The sequence below is a fragment of the Rhodobium gokarnense genome, assembly GCF_025961475.1.
Taxonomy (GTDB): Bacteria; Pseudomonadota; Alphaproteobacteria; order Rhizobiales; family Rhodobiaceae; genus Rhodobium; species Rhodobium gokarnense.
Map to the genome: position 1 here is coordinate 1 of NZ_JAOQNS010000004.1, position 20,426 is coordinate 20,426.

A 20,426-nucleotide genomic window follows, 5' to 3' on the forward strand; every position below is an offset into this window, starting at 1 on the left:
TCTCCCGCCATGGCATGTCGGCCTCCTCCGCCTATCCATGCCAAAACTGTCAACCATCTCCCCGAACGCTGTAAGCCATCTCCCCGGGACATACATCAAGGCCGGGGTGACGGGAGAGGGGGTGTCGGGCGCGTTCCTCACAGCGGGCTCACGTCGTCGCTTGGTCGCCCTTGCGAACCCAATGGGTTGGATGTTCTCCTGTCGGCATCGCTGCATAGGAGAGAGCCCCGTAAGACCATGACCGACGACGTCATCACCCGCCACGTGCTGATCTCCGGCCGCGTCCAGGGCGTCGGCTACCGGGCCTGGTGCCGGCGGGAGGCGGAGGAGCGGGGGCTGTCCGGCTGGGTCCGCAACCGCCAGAACGGGGACGTCGAAGCCGTCTTTTCCGGGGCGCCGGAGGTGGTCGAGGCGATCATCCTTGCTTGCCGGAAAGGGCCGGGCTGGGCCCGCGTCGACCATGTCGAAGTCATTTCCGACGGTGCGCCGATCCGCGGCCCGTTCGAAATGCGGGCGACCCGGTGAGCGAGGCCGTCGGCGTCAGCGTTCCGCGACCTCCGCATCGAAGCTGAGCTTGCCGCCATATTTGCGCACGATGAAGGCCTCGAGCTGCTTGCGGTGCTTGTGGTGGCGGGCCTGGTTGCCGATGTATTTGTCGACCGGCACCTGGCGGTAGAAATACCAGATGACGGCGCCGACGAGGATCGCCGGCAAGAAGCCGAGCCCCAGCGCAAAGATGGCGAGCACCATCCAGCCGGCGCTGAGGCCGCAGCCGGGCAGGGCACCTCCCTTTTCCTTCTTCTTTCGGGGATCGCCCTCGCGCACCTCTTCCAGCTTCTGGATCGAGTAGTTGCAGGCAAGCAGCGGCTTGTCGGCGACGGAGTTGTCCTCGCGAACGAAGAACACCTCGACGTCGTGGCCGTCGCGCATCGGCAGTTCGACGCCGCGCAGGCGAATCGGCGTCTCGATGCCTTCCGCATCGTCGAGGAAGAATTCCTTCAAGGGGCCCTGGTCGGGAAAGAGCTGGTAGCCGCGGACGATGCCGCGCACCGAAAAGACGTAGTCGCTGGCCATTTTGTCCGGTGGTCCCCCGCGGGCTTGGTACTCTCTCAGTCCGTAACCGTTTCCAGCGGCCCGAACAATGGGGCGAATTCGGCCTTCAGCGCAATGTCGAGGTCGGCAAGGGTGGCGGGAAGGCCGAGATCGACGAGGCTGGTGACGCCGTGGTCCGTCACGCCGCAGGGCACGATGCCGGAGAAATGCTCCAGCACGGGGTCGACGTTGATGGCGATGCCGTGGAAGGTCGTCCAGCGGCGCACGCGCACGCCGATGGCGGCGATCTTGTCCTCTGCGTCCGGCCCCTTGTCCGGCCGGCGCACCCAGACGCCGACGCGGTCGTCGCGCCGCTCGCCGCGGATATGAAACCGCCACAGGGTACGGATGATCCATTCCTCCAGCGCCTCGATATAAGCGCGCACGTCCTGGCGGCGTCGTTTGAGATCCAGCATGACATAGGCGATGCGCTGGCCGGGGCCGTGATAGGTGAACTGGCCGCCGCGCCCGGTGCGGTAGACGGGGAATCGCTCCGGCGTCAAAAGGTCCGTATCGACGGCGCTGGTGCCGGCGGTATAGAGCGGTGGATGCTCCAGGAGCCAGACTCGCTCCGGCGCCGTGCCTTCGGCGATTTCGGCGACCCGAGCCTCCATGGCGGCCACCGCCTCGGGGTAGGGGACGGGGGTATCGCTGATGACCCATTCGACCGGCGGCGCACCGGCTCTTGCGACCATGATCCGGCCGGGATCGGTGCGCGCATTAACCATCGGCTAACCATTCTCCTTCCACAGTGACGCCAAATGTCGCGTTGCATCGGGCGCGTTCCGTCGGGCCTTGCCACGGAGTCTCCATGGGCACCACCATCGACACCATTACCGTCGAGCTGTCCGTCGTTCTCGGCACTTCCGAGATGCCGATCCATCAGCTTTTGCGCATGGGTCGCGGCGCGGTCATCGAGTTAGATACGACCGAAGACGACGATGTCCAAGTGCTGGCCAACAACATTCCGGTGGCGCGCGGGCAGGTGATCCTGCGCGGCGAGAAGATCGGCGTCTCCGTCACCCAGGTGCTGATGCGCCCGCCGGACGCCCGGCCGCGTGACACCGTCTACAAGGTGGTCGGTGACGATCTTCCCAAAAGGGACGCTTGAACCCCTGTCACCGATTTGATACAGGAAGCGCGCTGATCGACATCAGCCCTATTTTTGCGGTCGTGGCGGAATTGGTAGACGCGCAGCGTTGAGGTCGCTGTGGGGTAAAACCCGTGGAAGTTCGAGTCTTCTCGACCGCACCATCTCACTCTTGAAAATATGTCTCACGCGAGTGCGCTTCGCGCACCGCTCCGACGGGGCGGCGCACGGGCGCCGGCGGCCGGTCGGCCTTGCGAAGCCTTTGGCTTCGATCTTTTGTCTCACACCAGGCTCGCTTCGCTCGCGGCTCCGACGGGGCGGCGCATGGGCGCCGGCAGCCGTTCGGCCTTGCGAAGCCTCTCGGCTTCGATTGCCGTTGCATCGCACTCAGTCGTCACCCCGGGTTTGAGCCGGGGCCTATTGCCCACCTCAACACGGTATGTCGTCGCGGGTCGGATCTCCGCATCGGTCCGAGCGCGACATTGGCGTGGAAAGGGGCATTGGATGCCGGGTCCTCGTCGGCTGCCATGATTTTCCGCCGTTCTTTCTGCCCTGCCCCCCATTTTCAGGAAAACTGACTTTAAGGATTTTCCTATGCTGCGGTCCTGAACGGCCCCTCCCGGCTTTTTTCCAAAAGAGGATTACCGCATGCTCAGGAACGACCAGCTCGACCAGTGGGATCGGGAGAATTTCTTCCATCCCTCCACCCATCTCGCCCAGCACGCCCGCGGCGAGGCGCCGAACCGCATCATTACGACCGGCTCCGGCGTCCACATCACCGACCGCGACGGCACCACGCTGCTCGATGCCTTTGCCGGGCTCTATTGCGTCAATGTGGGCTACGGGCGCCAGGAGATCGCCGAGGCGATCGCGGCGCAGGCGAAAGAGCTCGCCTACTACCACGCCTATGTGGGCCACGGCACGGAGGCCTCCATCACGCTCGCCAAGATGGTGCTGGACCGGGCGCCCTCGAACATGTCGAAGGTCTATTTCGGCCTCTCCGGCTCGGACGCCAACGAGACCAACATCAAGCTCGTCTGGTACTACAACAACATCCTCGGCCGGCCGGAGAAAAAGAAGATCATCTCGCGCTGGCGCGGCTATCACGGTTCCGGCCTGATGACCGGCTCGCTGACCGGCCTCGACCTCTTCCACAAGAAGTTCGACCTGCCGCTGTCGCCGGTGCTCCACACCGTCTCGCCCTACTACTATCGCCGCGACGACCTGACGATGAGCGAGGACCAGTTCGTCGCCCATTGCGCGGCGGAGCTGGAAGCGCTGATCGAGCGGGAAGGGGCCGACACCATCGCCGCCTTCATCGGCGAGCCGGCGATGGGCACGGGTGGCCTGGTGCCGCCGCCGAAGGGCTACTGGCAGGCGATCCAGCCGATCCTGCAGAAGCACGACATCCTGCTGATCGCCGACGAGGTGGTCACGGGCTTCGGCCGGCTCGGCTCCATGTTCGGCTCCGACCACTACGGCATCGAGGCCGACATCATCACCATCGCCAAGGGCCTGACCTCGGCCTATGCGCCGCTCTCCGGATCGATCATCTCCGACAAGGTCTGGGAGGTGCTGGAGAAGGGCACCGACGAGAACGGCCCGATCGGCCATGGCTGGACCTATTCGGCCCATCCGATCGGCGCGGCCGCGGGCGTCGCCAACCTCAAGCTCATCGACGAGATGAACCTCGTTGCCAATGCGGCAGAGACCGGCGCCTATCTCAATCAGGCGATGGCGGATGCCGTCGGCGGGCACGGGAATGTCGGCGAAGTGCGCGGCGAGGGGATGCTCTGCGCCGTGGAATTCGTCGCCGACAAGGCGAGCCGGACCTATTTCGATCCGGCCAAGAAGGCCGGCGCGGCGATCAGCGGGGCGCTCCTCAAGCGCGGCGTCATCGCCCGCGCCATGCCCCAGGGCGACATCATCGGCTTTGCCCCGCCGCTCTGCCTTTCCCGCGCCGAGGCCGACGAGATCGTCGGCAAGACCAAGGAAGCGGTCGAGGAAGTCTTCGCGGACGTCTAGTCCGGTCGTGCGTTCGAACCCCATGCAGGGGTGACGGCGCATAAGTCCCATTGCACGCGGCGCGAATGGTTTTGCGTCGCGGACTCAGGAGGGCGGGCCGGGAACACCCGACCTGCCGGCGCGTTTGCCATGTCTCGGCGACTGGTTTCGTCGAGACATGGCCGGTACAGTCCATTCACGCCATTGCGCTTGAGTGCCCGCCGGTCCGTCGCCGACGGGCAAGTTTTTGGTGGCCACCACGGGGCCCCCACGGTAATTCTCAAGGCAGTGGCGCGGCGAGATGCCGGCCGCACCCGTCCCGACACGCGCGGAGATTTTCGTGGCCGACACCGACACCGTCGAACGACCGCAGGAGGATGCCGCCCTTGTCCCGGCCGCCCGGGACGAGGAAGGCAACCTGTCGCAGGAGTTCGTCGAGTTCGTCGGCGCCGCCGTCGAGGCCGACGATGCCGACCGGCTGAAGGCGCTCACCGAAGACCTCCACGAGGCGGACCTTGCCGACCTCATCGACGCGCTGCACCCGGCGAACCAGTCGAAGCTGGTCCGGCTGCTCGGCCGCGACTTCGATTTCGTCGCGCTGACCGAGCTCGACGATGCGGTGCGCGTGCGCATCCTCGACGAGTTGCCGCCCGAGGCCGTCGCCGAAGGCATGCGCGAGCTCGATTCCGACGATGCCGCGCACATCCTGGAAGACCTCGACGAGCCGGACAAGGACGCGATCCTGGAGCAGATGTCGTTCGTCGAACGGCTGCAGCTGCAACGGGTCCTGGAATATCCGGAAGAATCCGCCGGCCGGCGGATGCAGACCGACTTCATCGCCGTGCCGCCGTTCTGGACGGTCGGCCAGACGATCGACTATCTGCGCGAGGCGGAGGAACTGCCGGAGGAGTTCTACCAGATTTTTGTCGTCGACCCCGGGTTCCGACTGCAGGGTACGCTGCCGCTCGACGCGCTCTTGCGCTCCAAGCGGCCGCAGAAGATCTCCGAGATCATGCGCGGCTCGCCCTATCTGGTCTCCGCGACCGACGACCAGGAGGAGGTGGCGCACCTCTTCGAGCGCTACAACCTCATCTCGGCCGCCGTCACCGACGATTCGGAGCGCCTCGTCGGCGTCATCCACATCGACGACATCGTCGACGTCATCCAGGAAGAGGTCGACGAGGACATCAAGCGCATGGCCGGTATCGGCGACGAGGAGGTCTCCGACTCCATCCTCGCCACCGTCAAGAGCCGCTTCACCTGGCTGCTGGTCAACCTGGCGACCGCCGTGCTCGCTTCGCTGGTCATCGGCCTGTTCGATGCCACGATCCAGCAGATGGTGGCACTCGCCGTCTTGATGCCGATCGTTGCCTCCATGGGCGGCAATGCCGGCACCCAGACCATGACGGTCGCGGTGCGCGCGCTCGCCACCCGCGACATCGACATCTTCAATGCCCGACGAATCATCTCCCGCGAGGCGATCGTGGGGTTCCTCAACGGCGTCCTCTTTGCCGTGGTCATCGGCGTCATCGCCGCGGTCTGGTTCGACAATGTCGGGCTCGGCGGCGTCATTGCGGCGGCGATGGTCGTCAACATGGTGGCTGCAGGGCTTTTCGGCATCCTGATCCCGCTGACCCTCAACAAGCTCCGCGTCGACCCGGCGATCGCCTCCGGCGTGTTCGTCACCACGGTCACCGACGTCGTCGGCTTTTTCGCGTTCCTCAGCTTCGCTGCCTGGTGGTTCGGGCTCGCCTGAGCGCCCGCCGGAACGGCAGCCGCTTCACCGATCATTAACCATAAAAGCGCACCGTTGCGGCATTCCATCCTCGACGGGGACACCCCATGCCGCGCGCGCTTTTCTTCGCTCCGCTCCTTGCCCTTTCCCTTGCCGGCTGCCTTGGCGACGGAACCAATCCGACCTGCCGGATGACGACGCTTCCGGGCGAGGGCGCCTACGAGATCTGCACGGTCGGCCGGGTCATCACGCTGGAGCGCGCCGGCCCCGCAATGGGCGATCCGGCAATGGAGATGCCGGCAGAACGCGGGCCGGTCCCCAAGCCCGTTCTGGAACAGATCGACGACGAGGATTTTTCCGACGGCGAGCCGCTGGTCATCACCTCGACGAACCTGGCGTTTTGAGGCTATAGAGGCCCCCGAGTGGCCGGCCGCGCCGGCCGCGCCAAAAAGGGGCCGCCGATCATGGCATCTGAGAAATCGTCCCGGGGCTTCCGGCTGTCGCCGCTGACCGCGTTCACGCTGCTCGCCGCCGTCGGCATCGTCGGCATGATGGGCGTCTATGTGGCGACCGGCTTTGTGCTCGATGAGCGCGAACGGGCGCTCGGTGAGGCGTTTGCCGCCGTGCCGGACGGAGCGCCGACGCCGTTGTCTGAGGTCGTGCCGGGCGACTGGACCGATGCGTGCGTCCTTAACGAGCCGATTCCCGATCCGGGAAAGACCAAGACGCCTTCAAAGATGCCCGGCATGCTGATCCCGCCGATGCGCAACCACGCGACGTTCCTCACCAGCGGCTACTGGCTGATCGTCACGCTTGACGGCAAGGGCGATATCCTGTCGGAAAGCCGCGTCGATCCCGACGCGGTGGCGAACCGGACGGCGGATAATGGCGGCAATTTCTGCGCCGGTCGCGAGGCGCTCACCTTCGCGCTGGAGCCGTGCGAGGAGGGCTGCGCCCGGCGCATCGTCTTTGACCGCGGGGCGTCCTGATCCGTTGCGGCCTGACGTCCAATCGTCTTTTGCCCGTTTTCCGATAAGGTGCCGGCGCAAACCGATCCCGTTTCAATAAAAACAGGACCCGATCCGGACATGCGCAAACTCGTCATCGCCGCCGTCGCGCTCATCGTTCTCGGGGCAGGGGGCTATTGGTACTACATGACTTATGAGCCCTCGCGGATGCGCTTTCCGGTCCAGGGGATCGATGTCTCACACCACCAGGGCGCCATCGATTGGCAGCGGGCGGCGGAGGACGGCGTCGATTTCGCCTATATCAAGGCGACCGAGGGCGGCGACTTCACCGATCCGAATTTTGCCGACAACTGGCAGGGCGCCCGGGCCGCCGGAATTCCCGTCGGCGCCTATCATTTCTACTCCTTCTGCCGCGACCCCAAGGAGCAGGCGGCCCATTTCGTCGCCACCGTGCCGCGCGAGACGGGAACGCTGCCGCCGGCCGTCGACGTGGAGTTCGAGGGCAATTGCGACGAGGAGCCGGCGCGCGACGATTTCGTCATCGGCATGCTCGCCTTCCTGGAAGTCGTCGATGCGCATTTCGGTACCAAGACGGTGATCTACGCCTCGCGGGACTCCTACAAGAAGCTCGTCGGCGGGCGTTTCCTCGACCGGCCGTTCTGGTTCCGCTCGATCGTCTCCGCGCCGGTCCTCAACGAACGCATGTGGACCTTCTGGCAGTACCACGACCGCGGCAGCCGCGCCGGCATCGACGGCAATGTCGATCTCGATGCCTTTGCCGGGACGGAGGAAGAGTTCCGGGGGCTGCTCCTGAAGCCGGCGGAATAGCGCCGCTTGGTTGCGCCCTTTGCGGGTTCTATAAGGGGTGGAAAGCCGGCCGATAAGAACGCCGGACACCCTTACGGAGAGGACCCGAGGATGCCCGCCAACGATATCCCCACGCTCGATTTCGACCTCGGCGAGACCGCCGACATGCTGCGCGACAGCTTGCGCTCGTTTTCCGAGGACAGGATCGCGCCGATTGCCGGCGAGATCGACCGGACCAACGAGTTCCCGCGCCACCTGTGGCCGGAGATGGGCGCCCTCGGGCTGCACGGCATCACGGTGGAGGAGGACTATGGCGGCGCCGGGCTCGGCTATCTGGAGCACTGCATCGCCATGGAGGAGGTCAGCCGGGCCTCGGCCTCGGTCGGGCTCTCCTACGGCGCCCATTCCAATCTCTGCGTCAACCAGATCCGCCGCAACGGCACGGAAGACCAGAAGCGGCGCTACCTGCCGAAGCTGATCTCCGGCGAGCATGTCGGCGCGCTCGCCATGTCGGAGCCGGGGGCGGGGTCCGACGTCGTCTCCATGCGCACGAAGGCGGAAAAGAGGGGCGAACGCTACGTCCTCAACGGCTCCAAGATGTGGATCACCAACGGCCCCGTCGCCGACACGCTGGTGGTCTATGCCAAGACCGACCCTGAGGCCGGCCCGCGCGGCATCACCGCCTTCCTGGTCGAAAAGGATTTTGCCGGCTTCTCCACGGCCCAGAAGCTGGACAAGCTCGGCATGCGCGGCTCCGACACGTGCGAGCTGGTTTTCGAGGATTGCGAGGTGCCGGAGGAGAACGTTCTCGGCACCGTCAATCGCGGGGTTGCCGTGCTGATGTCCGGGCTCGACTACGAGCGGGCCGTGCTGGCCGCGGGGCCCCTCGGCATCATGCAGGCGGCGCTCGATGTCGTCGTGCCGTACCTGCACGAACGCAAGCAGTTCGGGCAGCCGATCGGCACCTTCCAGCTCATGCAGGGAAAGCTCGCCGACATGTATGTGACGGCGAATGCCTGCCGGGCCTATGTCTATGCGGTGGCAAGGGCCTGCGACCGGGGAAAGACGACCCGCGAGGACGCGGCCGGTGCGATCCTCTATGCCGCGGAAAAGGCGACGCAGATCGCGCTCGATGCCATCCAGTGCCTCGGCGGCAACGGCTACATCAACGACTACGCGACCGGCCGCCTCCTGCGCGACGCCAAGCTCTACGAGATCGGCGCCGGCACCTCGGAGATCCGCCGCATGCTGATCGGGCGGGAGCTGTTCGAGCGGACGAGGTGACCGCTGCACCAGCGGGGCCGTTTTCGCTTTTCGGCCGGGGAAGGGAGTGCCAGAATGTCGCAATGCCCCGGCGCCGGCGTCGGCGAGTGGGGACAGAAATCGCCGAGGGGAGGAAACCGTGCCGACTGTTTTCGGCCGGAGGGTCGCAATCATCTGCTTCGCGCTGGCGCTTGTCCTTTGTCTCGCGCCGCGACCGGCCGGAGCGACGGCGGACGGGCCGGACTTTTTCCGCGTCATCGGCGTCGTTGCCGGCGACGTCCTGTGGATCCGCTCCGGGCCGTCGGCGCGCTACGAGAAGGTCGGGTCCATTCCCTATGACGCCAGCGATGTGGGCAATCTCGGCTGCCGGGATTTCGGCGACCGCTACTGGTGTCAGGTTGAATATCGCGGCGTCGTCGGCTGGTCGAACGGGCGCTTTCTCGCCGAGTGACGGATCGTCAGAGGCTTTTTCCGGGAGATGACATGAAGACTGCCCTCAGAGCGGGCCTTGGAGCCCTTTTCCTGTTCTTTGCCGCCAATGTGGCGGTCGCCGCGTCGGACGATCCGGCCGAACCGTCCCCCGAAGATCATCAGGCGGTCCAGGAGTGCCTGGAAGCCTCGCGCGGCGCCGAGACGCTGAAGATCGCCGCCGACTGCATCGGCGTCGTCGCCAATCCGTGCCTCGACGTGCCCGACAACCAGACCACCTACGGCATGGCCTCCTGCCTGCAGCGCGAGGAGCGGATCTGGGATTCGCTGCTGAACGACTGGTACGGCAGCGCGCGCCAATATCTTTCCGCCGAGCTCAAGCGCCAGTTTCGCGACGTCCAGCGCGCCTGGATCGCCTGGCGCGACGCCAAATGCGGTTTCGAGCACGCCAAATATGAGGGCGGCACGCTCGGAACGGTCACCGGCGCGAGCTGCATGCTGGAGACGACGGGCGCCCGGGCGCTGGAGCTGCGCTCCCTCGTGGTGGAGTACGAATCCCGGTGAGCGATTTTTCCTTCCGGCCGCTGACGCCGGACAAGTTCGATGACCTCGTTGATCTTTTCGGGCCGGAGCGCGGCGCTTCCGGCGGCTGCTGGTGCATGTGGTGGCGGGTGCCGACGAAAACCTTCAACGAGATGGCACGCGAGGAGCGCCGGGCGGCGTTCGAGGCGGCGGTGGGCGAGGGGCCGACGGGCGTCCTTGCCTATGATGGCGATACGGCGATCGGCTGGTGCGCGGTTGGACCGCGTTCATCCTTGCCGAAACTCAATCGCTCGCGCGTTGCGGCGACGCTGGACGACCCAGACGGCGTCTGGATGATCAACTGCTTCTTTGTCCGCAAGGCCTATCGCGGCGACGGCCTGATGGGTCGGCTGATCGCGGCGGCTGTCGACTATGCGCGGGGCGAGGGCGCCCGGGCGCTGGAAGCCTGTCCCGTCGACCCGCAGCGCGAGCTGCAGTGGGGCGAGGGGTTCATCGGTATCGCATCCCAGTTCGCCGCTGCCGGTTTTGCCGAGGTCGCCCGGCGCTCGCCGACGCGGCCGCTGATGCGGCTGGATTTCTGAGCCGCGTACACCATGTTGGTGTTCTGCCGCGGGTGTACCGGCTTCGCCATTTGCGAGCCGGCCCGCATTGCCCTAAACAAACGGATTGAAAGCGGCTGACCGCTCAAGATTCGGTTCCTGCAACAGCGAGATTTTCATGATCGACCGTCCGAATTCCCGTCCCTTCCATCTCGACGACGAAGATGAGGACGAGGAGGAAAAGACCAAGACGCCGCAATCCCTGCAGGTCGACAAGCACCTGTTCGAGGCCCGCACCGTGCTGATCACCGGCCAGATCACCCAGGAACTGGCGCGCGACGTCTCGACCCGGCTGATGGCGCTGGCCCATGTCAACAGCGACCCGATCACCGTCGTCGTCTCTTCGCCCGGCGGCCATGTGGAGTCGGGCGACATGATCCACGACACCATCCGCTTCATCGCGCCGAAGGTGCGCATGCTCGGCATGGGCTGGGTGGCGAGCGCCGGCGCGCTGATCTTTGTCGCCGCCGACAAGGAAAACCGCTTCTGCACGCCGAACACGCGGTTCCTCCTGCATCAACCGTCCGGCGGCGCCGGCGGCCCGGCGACGGACATCGAGATCCAGGCCCGCGAAATCCTGAAGATGCGCGACCGGCTCAACAAGATCTTCTCCGATGCCACCGGCCAGCCGGTCGAGCGGATCGAGAAGGACACCGACCGCGACTACTGGATGAGCCCGGAAGAGGCGATCGAATACGGCCTCGTCTCCAAGGTGGTGAACTCGCAGTCCGAGCTCGACTGAGGCCGGCCGCGCTAAAGGGGAGAACGCCCGTGCGCCATCTCGCCGTTGCCGCAGCCCTCGGGCTTTGTGCCGCGATGTGGGCGGCGCCCGCGGGCGCGGTCTCGCCGAGCCCCTACGACATGACCTACAGGGTCCGCAGCGACACGCCGGTGCGCTCCGGCATGTCGTCGGGCGCTTCCGTCAAGGGGACGCTCAAGGCCGGCACGAAGGGTATCGTCCTTCGCTGGTGCCGGCCGGAGATTCCCTTCGCCGAATGGCAGTTCGGCTCGCGCTCGGTGAAGCGTAAGCTGCTCGATGAGCGCTGGTGCGAGATCCAGTCGGGAACGCTGATCGGCAATGTGGACGGCAAGGCGCTCCGTCCCGACTGATTTTTTATTGCACTAATAACGGCCTCCAGGCGTTTCTTAATCTGAGATATGAACTCCGGGGCCGGGAAGCGAGGTCCTCGTGGTTCCGACTGTAGATGCCAACGGACTTGCCATTCCTGCAATCGGGCTCGGCACCTGGCGGCTGTCCGGGGCGGACGGCCAGCGGGCGGTGGAGACCGCGCTTGAGGTCGGCTACCGGCACATCGACACGGCCGAAATCTATGGCAACGAGCGCGAAGTGGGCGCGGCGATCGCCGCGTCCGGCATTGCCCGCGACGAGCTTTTCGTGACCACCAAGGCCTGGCACGACCATATCGGTGCCGGCGATATGCAGCGTGCGGCGGAGGAGAGCCTCGAACGCCTGGGCCTCGCCCATGCCGATCTCTATCTCATTCACTGGCCGAACCCGGATATCCCGCTCGGCCAATCGCTGGAGGCGCTTGCTGACGTCAAGGCGCGCGGCCTTGCCCGCGCCGTCGGCGTCTCCAACTTTCCGGCGCTGCTGCTGGAAGAGGCGATCCGGCTGTCGCCCGCGCCGATCGCCCTCAACCAGGTCGAGATGCACCCCTATCTCTCCCAGAGCGCGGTGATGGACGTCGCGCGGCGGAACGGCCTTGCCGTCACCGCCTATTGCCCGATCGCACGCAACACGGTCGCCGAGGATCCGGTGGTCGTCGCCATTGCCGAGGCCCACGGCAGGACGCCGGCCCAGGTGGCGCTGCGCTGGCTCATCCAGAAGGGCAATGTGATCGCCATCCCGAAAAGTTCGCACCGGGAGCGGCTTGTGGAGAACCTCAACGTTGTCGATTTCACGCTGACGGCCGACGAGGTCACCGCGATCGACGGCCTATCCCGCGACGACGGGCGCATCGTCGATCCCGATTTCGCGCCGAGCTGGGATGATTGAGTCGGGTTTGACTTACTGACACCAACACAGATCCGGCTTTGCAAGGGACCAGAGGACCGGGATACCCGCGACGCGCGTTTCGGAAATTCCATCGGCCGCGTCACCCTCTCCCCGTCACCCCGGGCGGAGCGCAAGCGGAGACCCGGGGCCCATTGCCCGCCTCAACGTTGTAGCCCGCATCGGGGCTTTGACACTGCCTATCGCCGCGCCGCGTCCTTGTTGCACCAACAAACGGCATACCGTGTTGATGCGGGCATTGGGCCCCGGCTCGGGGGCCGGGGAGACGACAGTGTGTTTGGCAAGCGGGAGTGTGCTTTCCTCAACGACGACTGCTGTTTCACTAGGTCATCGCGAGGAGCCGCAGGCGACGCGGCGATCCACAGCTACAGTTTCTGAGCCTGTAGCCTCTGGATCGCCGCGTCGGCGTTTCGGCCTCCTCGCGATGACGCTTTTGTTTGTCAACACGCTCCGGGGCGCCTATCGCGTTCCGCGCGTCCATGTCGCCCGCGCATCCAGCCAGGCGCCGAGGCGGGCTTCCGGGTCATCGGCTCCGAGGACGTCGGTGGAGGCGCAGAGAATGTCGGCGCCGGCGGCGAAGACGGCGGGCGCGCGCTGCAGGGTGATGCCGCCGATGGCGACCAGCGGCACGTCGAGGCGGCGTTGCCAGTCGGTGACCTTTTCAAGGCCCTGGGGTGCCCAATCGAGCTCTTTCAGGGTCGTCGGAAAGACGGGGCCGAGGGCGATGTAGTCCGGCCGGGCGGCAAGGGCTGTCTCCAGCTCGGCGTCGTCATGGGTGGAGACGCCGAAGCGGATGCCGGCGGCGCGGATCGCGGCAAGGTCCGCCGTTTCCAGGTCCTCCTGGCCGAGATGCAGCCAGTCGGCCTTCAGATCGATCGCCAGCTCCCAATAGTCGTTGACGACGAGGGTCGCGTCGGCCGCCCGGCATTTTGCGATGGCCGAGGAGAACTCGCGCCTGAGGGTGGCTTCGTCCGCGTCCTTGATGCGGAGCTGGACGAGGGAGAGGCCGAGCGGCAGGAAGCGGTCGAGCCAGTCGGCGCTGTCGACGATGAGATAGAAACGGTCGAGCAAAAGGGTCTCCTCAGGGCGTTGCGGCGGTCGTCGATGCCTTCGGGGGCGACGCCTGCCGTGCCCCGCGCTGGCCGAAGAAGAGGCCGGTGACGACCAGCGCCAGCGCGACGAAGAGGCTGAGCGAGACCGGTTCGTCAAGCACCAGGGCGCCGAGGCTGACGCCGAAGATCGGGATCAGGTTGAGGCCGAGGGCGAAGTAGCTCTGTCCGATGGTGCGGATCAGGTGATAGCGCAGGATATAGCCGAGCGCGGTCGGAAAGACGCCGAGATAGACCAGTGCGACGATAGCCTCGGCCGAAAGGCCCTGCCAGTCGGGCTGGCCGGTGGCGAGCGCGTACGGGACGAGCAAGGCGGCGGAAAGCCCGAGGATGAGGCCGGAAAACCGCGTCGGCGGGATGCCCTGCACGCGGCGCACGAAGACGCCGACGACGGAATAGCAGAGGCTGGCGCCGAGGACCGCGGCATGGGCGAGGAGATGGTCGCCGAGGCCGCCGACGGCGCTCGGCCCGATGACGGTGAGGACGCCGGCAAAGCCGCACATGACCGCCAGCACCTTGAAGAGGTTCATGCGATCGTCCTCGGTGGCCAGGTGGCTGAGGAGCATCGCAAAGAACGGCCCCATGCCCATCAGGAGCGCCGTCACGCCGGAATCGATCGTCAGTTCGGCCCAGGCGATGAGGAAGAACGGCACGATGATGCTGAGCAGGGCGACGGAAAGGGTCAGTGCCCATTGTCCGCCGCCCTTCGGCAGGACGAGACCGCGCCAGGCGATCCACGGCAGGATCGCCAGGAAGCCGACGAGGACGCGGATCGCGACCAGCCATGTCGGGCCGATCTCGTCGACGCAGACCTTGATCGCCAGAAAAGTCGAGGCCCAGATCAGCGAGACCAGAATCAAGAGAAAGATATCGACGGGCGTGGGCTTGCGGATCATGGCGGCAGATGGCGGTATGCGGGTCGGTGGCGGAACCGGCGGACCCTAACCGGTTGCCGAATTGTCGTCGATCACCGTTTTGCTGCCTCAGCCATTTGGAGAGCCCGATCCCGTGTTTCTCATCGTCGCCAAGGTCGCCTTCTTTTTCTTAAGACCCTCGAACGTCATCCTGTTTCTGGTGCTGGGCGGGGCCGTGCTGCTGCTTTTCAGATGGCGGCGGACCGGCACGACGCTGGTGGTCGTTGGTGCCCTCCTGATGCTCGCCTGCGGCCTCGGGCCGGTCGGCAACATGCTGTTCTTAGCCCTGGAGAGCCGATTTCCCAAGGTGGCGGAGGTCGTCACGCCGCCGACCGGCATCGTCGTCCTCGGCGGTGCCGTCGACACAATCCGGACCGAGCGGCACGGCCAGGTGGCTCTCGCCGAATCGGCGGAGCGGGTGACGGCGGCGGTCGCCCTGGCGCGGCGCTTTCCGGAGGCGCGGATCATCCTGTCCGGCGGCCAGGTCGCGATCTTTCCCGGCACGGTGCAGGAGGCCGACGCCATGGTGACGCTGATGGCGAGCCTCGGCATCCATTCGCGGCGCCCGGTGCTGGAGAACCGCTCGCAGAACACCTGGCAGAACGCCGTCTACAGCCTGGACCTCGCCAAGCCGCAGCCGGGGGAACGCTGGCTGCTGGTGACGTCGGCCTTCCATATGCCGCGGGCGATCGGCGTCTTCCGCAAGGCCGGCTGGACGGGCATCGAGGCCTATCCCGTCGACTATCGCAGCACCTCGGATCATCTGGGCTTCACGTCGGTCTCGCGCGGCCTGCGCTTCACCGACATTGCCGTTCGCGAGTGGATCGGGCTTGCCGCCTATTACCTGACCGGGCGCACCGACTCGCTTCTGCCGGGCCCGGACGGGGCCGGAAAATAGGCCGCGAAACGGCCGTTTTCCGTAAAATCCGACCCATGCAACCGAGCAATTCAGCCATGCGTTGTGTGGATAACCGTTGCGCCTTTCACCAAATGTTTGGAAACGTTCAATAAATGAGGCGACAATGGGGCGGCAAAAAGGGCTTTGCGATAGAACTATGACGGTCCGGGTGTTTTTGCGCTTGCGAAAAGCTTAAGCGAAGATTAATCCGGACGTCGCGCCGCTCCTCCCTTCGCGGCGCTCTCGACATCACAAGCGAAATGGGGGCTTGATGGAACACCAGAAGCAGCAGCCCTGCTGGAATGTCATGGCCTGGAGCCTTGCGGCGATGGTCGGCGTTCTGTTGGTGATCGGTTTGCTCGGCGGTTTCGACACGACCACGGCGATTGCGGCGCGCTAGGCGCTAGCAACGAGCGGGCAGGGTGCCCGGCACTCCCGGAAAAACCACCGAAGAGAATTTCTGGAGGGCGCGGCCATGGGGGCCGCGCCCTTTTCGATTCCGGGCCGCGTCACTGCGGCGGCCGGCCGGTCCTTTCCGTTTCGGGGCAATGCGATATAACCGGCCTTGAACCGTTCCTCCCGGCGCGCCTCCCGCGCCACGCTCAAGCAACGCACCCCAGGACCGAAGAGGCACCGCCATGCCGCAGACCATTTCCGTCGGATACAAGCAGCTCATCGCCGAGGCCGAGAAGACCGTCGAGGTGCTCGACGCCAAGGCCGCGATCGACCAGTACGGCCACGACGACGTCGTCTTCGTCGACCTGCGCGACATCCGCGAGCTCGACCGCAACGGCCGCGTTCCCGGCGCCTTCCATTGCCCGCGCGGCATGCTGGAATTCTGGATCGACCCGGAGAGCCCCTATCACAAGCCGGTCTTCCTCGCCGACAAGAAGTTCATCTTCCTGTGCGCCGGCGGCTGGCGCTCCGCGCTTGCCGCGGCGACGGCGCAGCGCATGGGCCTCGATCCGGTGGCCCATGTCACCGGCGGCTTCGGCGCCTGGGAAAAGGCCGGCGGTCCGGTCGAAAAGCCGGAAAAGAGCATCGGCGAAGCTTAGGCGGGGGTGTCGGGGAGACCGGGGTCGGTCTCCGTCAGGCTCGGCAGGATGCACGCCCTGGCCCACCAGTGTGTGAGTGCCGGAAAGGGCTCCATCGCCGCGGCGCCGTCCTCCGCCATGGTGAAATAGGCGATCATCGGCGCCAGCTGGCAGTCGGCGAGGGTGACGTCCCTGCCGTTCAGCACCAGCCCCTCGGCGGCGATGGCCTCCAGCGCGGCAAGGACCGGGCCGGCCGCTTCCAAACCCGCCGCGATTTCGGCCTCGTCGCCTGCAGCCCCTTCGGCTGGCCGGAAGATGCGGTGGGCGAAGACCTGGCGCACCAGCGGCCAGTAGCCGTAGCTGTCGATGATCGCGATGACCTGCGCCATCCGCGCCGCGGCTTGCGGGGCGGTCGGCGTCAGCGCGGGGCCGTCGAAGGCGGCATCGACATAGCGGGTGATGGCGGCGGTCTCATAGAGCGTGAAGGCGCCGTGGCGGAGCGCCGGGACCCGGCCGAAGGGATGGATCTCGCGATAGGTGTCCGGCACATCGTCCGCGAAGGGATCGACGTCGACGATGTCGCAGGAAACGCCCTTTTCGTGCAAGGCCATCCGCGCGATGCGGTGATAGACGCTGTAGCGGTAGCCGTAGAGGATCACCGTCTCCGCCATCTGCCGCCCAGCCGCACCCATCGCTGTGTCGATCCGGGCTTGCCGCCCGCCGTTTTTCGCCGTTGCCGGCGGCCATTGCCGGTTGCTGTGCCGCGGGCCGTGCGGATCGGTTGCAAGTCACCCCGCAACGTGGGATTTTTCCGGACCGTTACCGGTGGGGACACGCGCGAATCGCGCGGCCGGCACAAGGAACCCTTTGAGATGAAGACACGCCAACTGATCATCGGCAACAAGAACTACTCGTCCTGGTCGCTCAGACCCTGGCTGGCGATGAGCGTTGCCGGGATCGCGTTCGAGGAGGTGCTGATCCCCCTCGACCAGCCGGACACCAAGGAAAAGATCCTGAATTACTCGCCGGCCGGCAAGGTGCCGATCCTGATCGACGGCGACCTCACCGTCTGGGAGAGCCTCGCCATCCTGGAATATCTCGCCGAGGCCTATCCGGGCGCCGGGCTGTGGCCGGACGACCCGGTGCAGCGGGCCGAGGCGCGCTCGGTCAGCGCGGAGATGCATGCCGGGTTCGGGGCGCTGCGCGACCACTATCCGATGAATGTCAGGAAGCGCATTGCGGGCCGCGCCTCGACGCCGGCCGTCGACAAGGACATCGCCCGCATCACCGAGATCTGGCGCCAGTGCCTGGAAGCCTCGCAAGGGCCCTTCCTGTTCGGCACCTTCACGGCGGCCGACGCGATGTTCGCGCCGGTGGTCTCGCGGTTCGAGACCTACGGCATCGAGGTCGACGACATCTGCCGCGCCTATATGGACGACGTGCTGACCATTCCGGTGCTTGAGAAATGGTACGCGGCCGGCGAGGCCGAACCCTGGATCCTCGAGCACGACGAAGTGGAATGAGGCCGGGCGCCCGCACCTTGTTTCCGGCGCCGGCCGGTCCGTTGGCCGGGCCGGCAAGACGCCGCGGGGGGCGGGCGTGAGCGTTCTGTCCTCCGACGCCAACCTTGCGGCATCAGACATTGCGGAAAACGCCGCCCGCTGGCGGGACCTCGTCGCCGACCTGGCTGAGAAGCGGGCAACGGCCGCCCTTGGCGGGTCGGAGCGGGCGCGCGAGCGCCATGTGGGCCGCGGCAAGCTGTTGCCGCGCGAGCGTGTCATGCGGCTCCTCGATCCGGGGTCGCCGTTCCTGGAGCTGTCGCCGCTTGCCGCGAACGGTATGTATGATGCCGACATCCACGGGGCCGGGATCATCACCGGGATCGGCCGGGTGTCCGGGCGCGACTGCGTCATCGTCTGCAACGATGCCACCATCAAGGGTGGCACCTACTATCCGATGACGGTGAAGAAGCACGTGCGGGCCCAGGAGATCGCCCGGGAGAACCGGCTGCCCTGCCTCTATCTCGTCGATTCCGGCGGCGCCAACCTGCCGAACCAGGTCGACGTCTTCCCGGACCGGGAGCATTTCGGCCGCATTTTCTACAATCAGGCGACGATGTCGGCGGAGGGCATTCCCCAGATCGCGGCCGTCATGGGATCGTGCACGGCGGGCGGCGCCTATGTGCCCGCGATGTCTGACGAGACGGTGATCGTGCGCAAGCAGGGGACGATCTTCCTCGGCGGCCCGCCGCTGGTGAAGGCGGCAACCGGCGAGGAGGTGACGGCGGAGGACCTCGGCGGCGCCGACGTCCATGCGCGCGTCTCCGGCGTTGCCGACCACTATGCCGCCGACGACCTCCAGGCGCTCGCCCAGGTGCGGACCGCCGTCGCCAACCTCAACACCGTCAAGGCGCCCGATCTGGACCTTCAGCCTTCGCAAGATCCGCTGTTCGATCCGGGCGAACTGGAAGCCGTGGTGCCGACGGACCTTAAAAAGCAGTACGACGTGCGCGAGGTGATTGCCCGGCTCGTCGACGGCTCGGCGTTTCACGAGTTCAAGGCGCTCTATGGGACGACGCTGGTCACCGGCTTCGCCCGCATCGGCGGCATTCCGGTGGGCGTCCTTGCCAATAACGGCATCCTCTATTCGGAGTCCGCGCAAAAGGGCGCCCATTTCATCGAGCTCTGCTGCCAGCGGCGCATTCCGCTGCTCTTCCTGCAGAACATCACCGGCTTCATGGTCGGGCGCGCCTTTGAGGCCGGGGGCATTGCCAAGGACGGGGCCAAGCTCGTCACCGCGGTCGCCTCTGCCAAGGTGCCGAAGGTCACCGTAATCATCGGCGGCTCCTATGGCGCCGGCAATTACGGCATGTGCGGGCGGGCGTTTTCGCCCCGGTTCCTGTTCACCTGGCCGAATGCGCGGATCTCGGTCATGGGCGGAGAGCAGGCGGCAAGCGTGCTCGCCACCGTCAAGCGCGACAACATCGAGGCGGACGGCGGCACCTGGAGCGCGGAGGAGGAAGAGGCGTTCAAGGCGCCGGTCCGGGCGCGCTACGAGGAGGAGGGGCATCCCTATTTCGCCACGGCGCGGCTCTGGGACGACGGCATCATCGCGCCCTCGGAAACCCGCCGGGTCCTGACGCTGGCGTTTGCCGCGACCCTCAATGCGCCGATCCCGGAAACGGCCTTTGGCGTCTTTCGTATGTAAGTTCTGTAACTTATTGTGAAGGATCGTTTGCAGCGGTTCTGCGTTGTGTTTCCTGCGAAGTAAATGACGCTTGGAGACGACAGCATGGCAGGCAGCATCTTTTTCACCTCCGACACCCATTTCGGCGATACGGGCGTCCTCGATGACCGCCCGTTCTCGTCGGTGCCGGAGATGGACAGTGCGCTGATTGCCAACTGGAACAGCACGGTTTCCTGCGGCGACACGGTCTATCACCTCGGCGATTTCTGCCACCGGGAGACCGGCGATGCGAGCCCCTATCTGGACCGGCTGAACGGCACCATCCGCCTCGTTCGCGGCAATCACGACGACCGGCTGGTGCGCGACAGCGGCGCGCTCTTTGCCTCCGTCGATACGATGCTGGAAGAGCGCTGGAACGGCCGCAGCTTCGTGCTTTTCCATTACCCCATGCGCGACTGGCCGAACGCGATCCGCGGCGCCTGGCATCTGTTCGGCCATGTCCATGGGGCGCTCGACGAAGCGCCGCTCGGCAAGAGCCTCGACGTCGGCGTCGACTCCCACGATTACGCCCCGGTGCCGCTTGCCCGGGTAGAGAACCTGCTGGATGCGCTACCGGAGCACTGGCGGTAAACGACGTGTATCCAAGTTATCATTTCTCTTTCTGTATATAGAAGCAGGCTGATCCAATCTTCAAATTTATCCACTGTATTCTATATTTCG

General features: G+C 65.9%; 25 protein-coding genes and 1 tRNA gene. 21 read left to right on the forward strand and 5 right to left on the reverse strand.

Translation table 11 applies throughout. From position 1 onward, the window contains the following. The first annotated feature begins 237 nt into the window (after nt 1–237). Nucleotides 238–525 carry an acylphosphatase gene (locus M2319_RS07680; protein WP_264600873.1) on the forward strand — a complete coding sequence of 96 codons (288 nt, stop codon included), beginning with the start codon at nt 238–240 and terminating at the stop codon, nt 523–525. A gap of 15 nt (nt 526–540) precedes the next feature. Here M2319_RS07680 and M2319_RS07685 read toward each other — a convergent pair whose 3' ends face one another. Continuing rightward, nucleotides 541–1,074, reverse strand: coding sequence for a hypothetical protein (locus M2319_RS07685; protein ID WP_264600874.1), 534 nt, complete (start codon nt 1,072–1,074; stop codon nt 541–543). Between the two features lie 35 nt (nt 1,075–1,109). Next, the gene (gene lipB, locus M2319_RS07690) at nt 1,110–1,820 is read right to left on the reverse strand and encodes a lipoyl(octanoyl) transferase LipB (protein WP_264600875.1); all 711 of its coding nucleotides are present in this window, start codon (nt 1,818–1,820) and stop codon (nt 1,110–1,112) included. An 83-nt stretch (nt 1,821–1,903) separates the two neighbouring features. On the opposite strand from lipB, the gene M2319_RS07695 reads away from it, so the two are divergent. From M2319_RS07695 to M2319_RS07760, 14 genes are all read left to right on the forward strand, one after another. Beyond that, the gene (locus tag M2319_RS07695; protein WP_264600876.1) at nt 1,904–2,203 is read left to right on the forward strand and encodes a FliM/FliN family flagellar motor switch protein; all 300 of its coding nucleotides are present in this window, start codon (nt 1,904–1,906) and stop codon (nt 2,201–2,203) included. 56 nt (nt 2,204–2,259) lie between these two features. After that, nucleotides 2,260–2,346 (forward strand) — tRNA-Leu (locus M2319_RS07700). A gap of 484 nt (nt 2,347–2,830) precedes the next feature. Continuing rightward, nucleotides 2,831–4,207 carry an aspartate aminotransferase family protein gene (locus tag M2319_RS07705; RefSeq protein WP_264600877.1) on the forward strand — a complete coding sequence of 459 codons (1,377 nt, stop codon included), beginning with the start codon at nt 2,831–2,833 and terminating at the stop codon, nt 4,205–4,207. Between the two features lie 319 nt (nt 4,208–4,526). Then, nucleotides 4,527–5,942: a magnesium transporter gene (mgtE, locus tag M2319_RS07710; protein WP_264600878.1), complete on the forward strand. Its 1,416-nt coding sequence runs from the start codon at nt 4,527–4,529 to the stop codon at nt 5,940–5,942. A gap of 86 nt (nt 5,943–6,028) precedes the next feature. Continuing rightward, on the forward strand, nt 6,029–6,325 hold the full coding sequence (locus tag M2319_RS07715) for a hypothetical protein (protein ID WP_264600879.1): 297 nt from the start codon (nt 6,029–6,031) through the stop codon (nt 6,323–6,325). Nucleotides 6,326–6,385: 60 nt separating this feature from the next. Next, nucleotides 6,386–6,910, forward strand: coding sequence for a hypothetical protein (locus M2319_RS07720; RefSeq protein ID WP_264600880.1), 525 nt, complete (start codon nt 6,386–6,388; stop codon nt 6,908–6,910). Nucleotides 6,911–7,009: 99 nt separating this feature from the next. Further along, nucleotides 7,010–7,717 carry a glycoside hydrolase family 25 protein gene (locus tag M2319_RS07725; RefSeq protein ID WP_264600881.1) on the forward strand — a complete coding sequence of 236 codons (708 nt, stop codon included), beginning with the start codon at nt 7,010–7,012 and terminating at the stop codon, nt 7,715–7,717. A 90-nt stretch (nt 7,718–7,807) separates the two neighbouring features. Then, a complete protein-coding gene (locus M2319_RS07730) occupies nt 7,808–8,980 on the forward strand; it encodes an isovaleryl-CoA dehydrogenase (RefSeq protein WP_264600882.1) in 1,173 nt (390 codons plus the stop codon). Between the two features lie 118 nt (nt 8,981–9,098). Continuing rightward, a complete protein-coding gene (locus tag M2319_RS07735) occupies nt 9,099–9,410 on the forward strand; it encodes an SH3 domain-containing protein (RefSeq protein ID WP_264600883.1) in 312 nt (103 codons plus the stop codon). A 32-nt stretch (nt 9,411–9,442) separates the two neighbouring features. Next, a complete protein-coding gene (locus tag M2319_RS07740) occupies nt 9,443–9,952 on the forward strand; it encodes a lysozyme inhibitor LprI family protein (RefSeq protein ID WP_264600884.1) in 510 nt (169 codons plus the stop codon). Beyond that, entirely contained in the window at nt 9,949–10,512 is a 564-nt protein-coding gene (locus M2319_RS07745) for a GNAT family N-acetyltransferase (RefSeq protein WP_264600885.1), read from the forward strand. The genes M2319_RS07740 and M2319_RS07745 overlap by 4 nt, the downstream gene beginning before the upstream one ends. Before the next feature lie 136 nt (nt 10,513–10,648). Then, the gene (locus M2319_RS07750) at nt 10,649–11,272 is read left to right on the forward strand and encodes an ATP-dependent Clp protease proteolytic subunit (RefSeq protein ID WP_264600886.1); all 624 of its coding nucleotides are present in this window, start codon (nt 10,649–10,651) and stop codon (nt 11,270–11,272) included. 29 nt (nt 11,273–11,301) lie between these two features. After that, nucleotides 11,302–11,640: a hypothetical protein gene (locus M2319_RS07755; RefSeq protein ID WP_264600887.1), complete on the forward strand. Its 339-nt coding sequence runs from the start codon at nt 11,302–11,304 to the stop codon at nt 11,638–11,640. 79 nt (nt 11,641–11,719) lie between these two features. Next, complete coding sequence (locus tag M2319_RS07760; protein ID WP_264600888.1) at nt 11,720–12,547, forward strand: aldo/keto reductase; 828 nt, start codon at nt 11,720–11,722, stop codon at nt 12,545–12,547. Nucleotides 12,548–13,024: 477 nt separating this feature from the next. On the opposite strand, the gene M2319_RS07765 is transcribed toward M2319_RS07760, so the two are convergent. Beyond that, nucleotides 13,025–13,636 (reverse strand): thiamine phosphate synthase, encoded by a 612-nt coding sequence (locus M2319_RS07765; protein WP_264600889.1) that lies wholly within the window; start codon nt 13,634–13,636, stop codon nt 13,025–13,027. 10 nt (nt 13,637–13,646) lie between these two features. Beyond that, nucleotides 13,647–14,570 carry a DMT family transporter gene (locus M2319_RS07770; RefSeq protein ID WP_264600890.1) on the reverse strand — a complete coding sequence of 308 codons (924 nt, stop codon included), beginning with the start codon at nt 14,568–14,570 and terminating at the stop codon, nt 13,647–13,649. A gap of 112 nt (nt 14,571–14,682) precedes the next feature. Here M2319_RS07770 and M2319_RS07775 point away from each other — a divergent pair, with 112 nt between their 5' ends. From M2319_RS07775 to M2319_RS07785, 3 genes are all read left to right on the forward strand, one after another. Next, nucleotides 14,683–15,486 (forward strand): YdcF family protein, encoded by an 804-nt coding sequence (locus tag M2319_RS07775; protein ID WP_264600891.1) that lies wholly within the window; start codon nt 14,683–14,685, stop codon nt 15,484–15,486. 271 nt (nt 15,487–15,757) lie between these two features. Beyond that, entirely contained in the window at nt 15,758–15,886 is a 129-nt protein-coding gene (locus M2319_RS07780) for a hypothetical protein (RefSeq protein ID WP_264600892.1), read from the forward strand. A gap of 238 nt (nt 15,887–16,124) precedes the next feature. Next, complete coding sequence (locus M2319_RS07785) at nt 16,125–16,541, forward strand: rhodanese-like domain-containing protein (RefSeq protein ID WP_264600893.1); 417 nt, start codon at nt 16,125–16,127, stop codon at nt 16,539–16,541. Here the strand turns inward: M2319_RS07785 and M2319_RS07790 are convergent. After that, nucleotides 16,538–17,212 (reverse strand): glutathione S-transferase family protein, encoded by a 675-nt coding sequence (locus M2319_RS07790; protein ID WP_264600894.1) that lies wholly within the window; start codon nt 17,210–17,212, stop codon nt 16,538–16,540. The two genes, M2319_RS07785 and M2319_RS07790, sit on opposite strands and share 4 nt — an antisense overlap. A gap of 180 nt (nt 17,213–17,392) precedes the next feature. On the opposite strand from M2319_RS07790, the gene M2319_RS07795 reads away from it, so the two are divergent. From M2319_RS07795 to M2319_RS07805, 3 genes are all read left to right on the forward strand, one after another. Then, nucleotides 17,393–18,043 carry a glutathione S-transferase family protein gene (locus M2319_RS07795; RefSeq protein ID WP_264600895.1) on the forward strand — a complete coding sequence of 217 codons (651 nt, stop codon included), beginning with the start codon at nt 17,393–17,395 and terminating at the stop codon, nt 18,041–18,043. Between the two features lie 76 nt (nt 18,044–18,119). Then, nucleotides 18,120–19,727: a carboxyl transferase domain-containing protein gene (locus M2319_RS07800; protein ID WP_264600896.1), complete on the forward strand. Its 1,608-nt coding sequence runs from the start codon at nt 18,120–18,122 to the stop codon at nt 19,725–19,727. Nucleotides 19,728–19,811: 84 nt separating this feature from the next. Beyond that, nucleotides 19,812–20,336: a metallophosphoesterase family protein gene (locus M2319_RS07805; RefSeq protein ID WP_264600897.1), complete on the forward strand. Its 525-nt coding sequence runs from the start codon at nt 19,812–19,814 to the stop codon at nt 20,334–20,336. Nucleotides 20,337–20,426 lie beyond the last annotated feature (90 nt).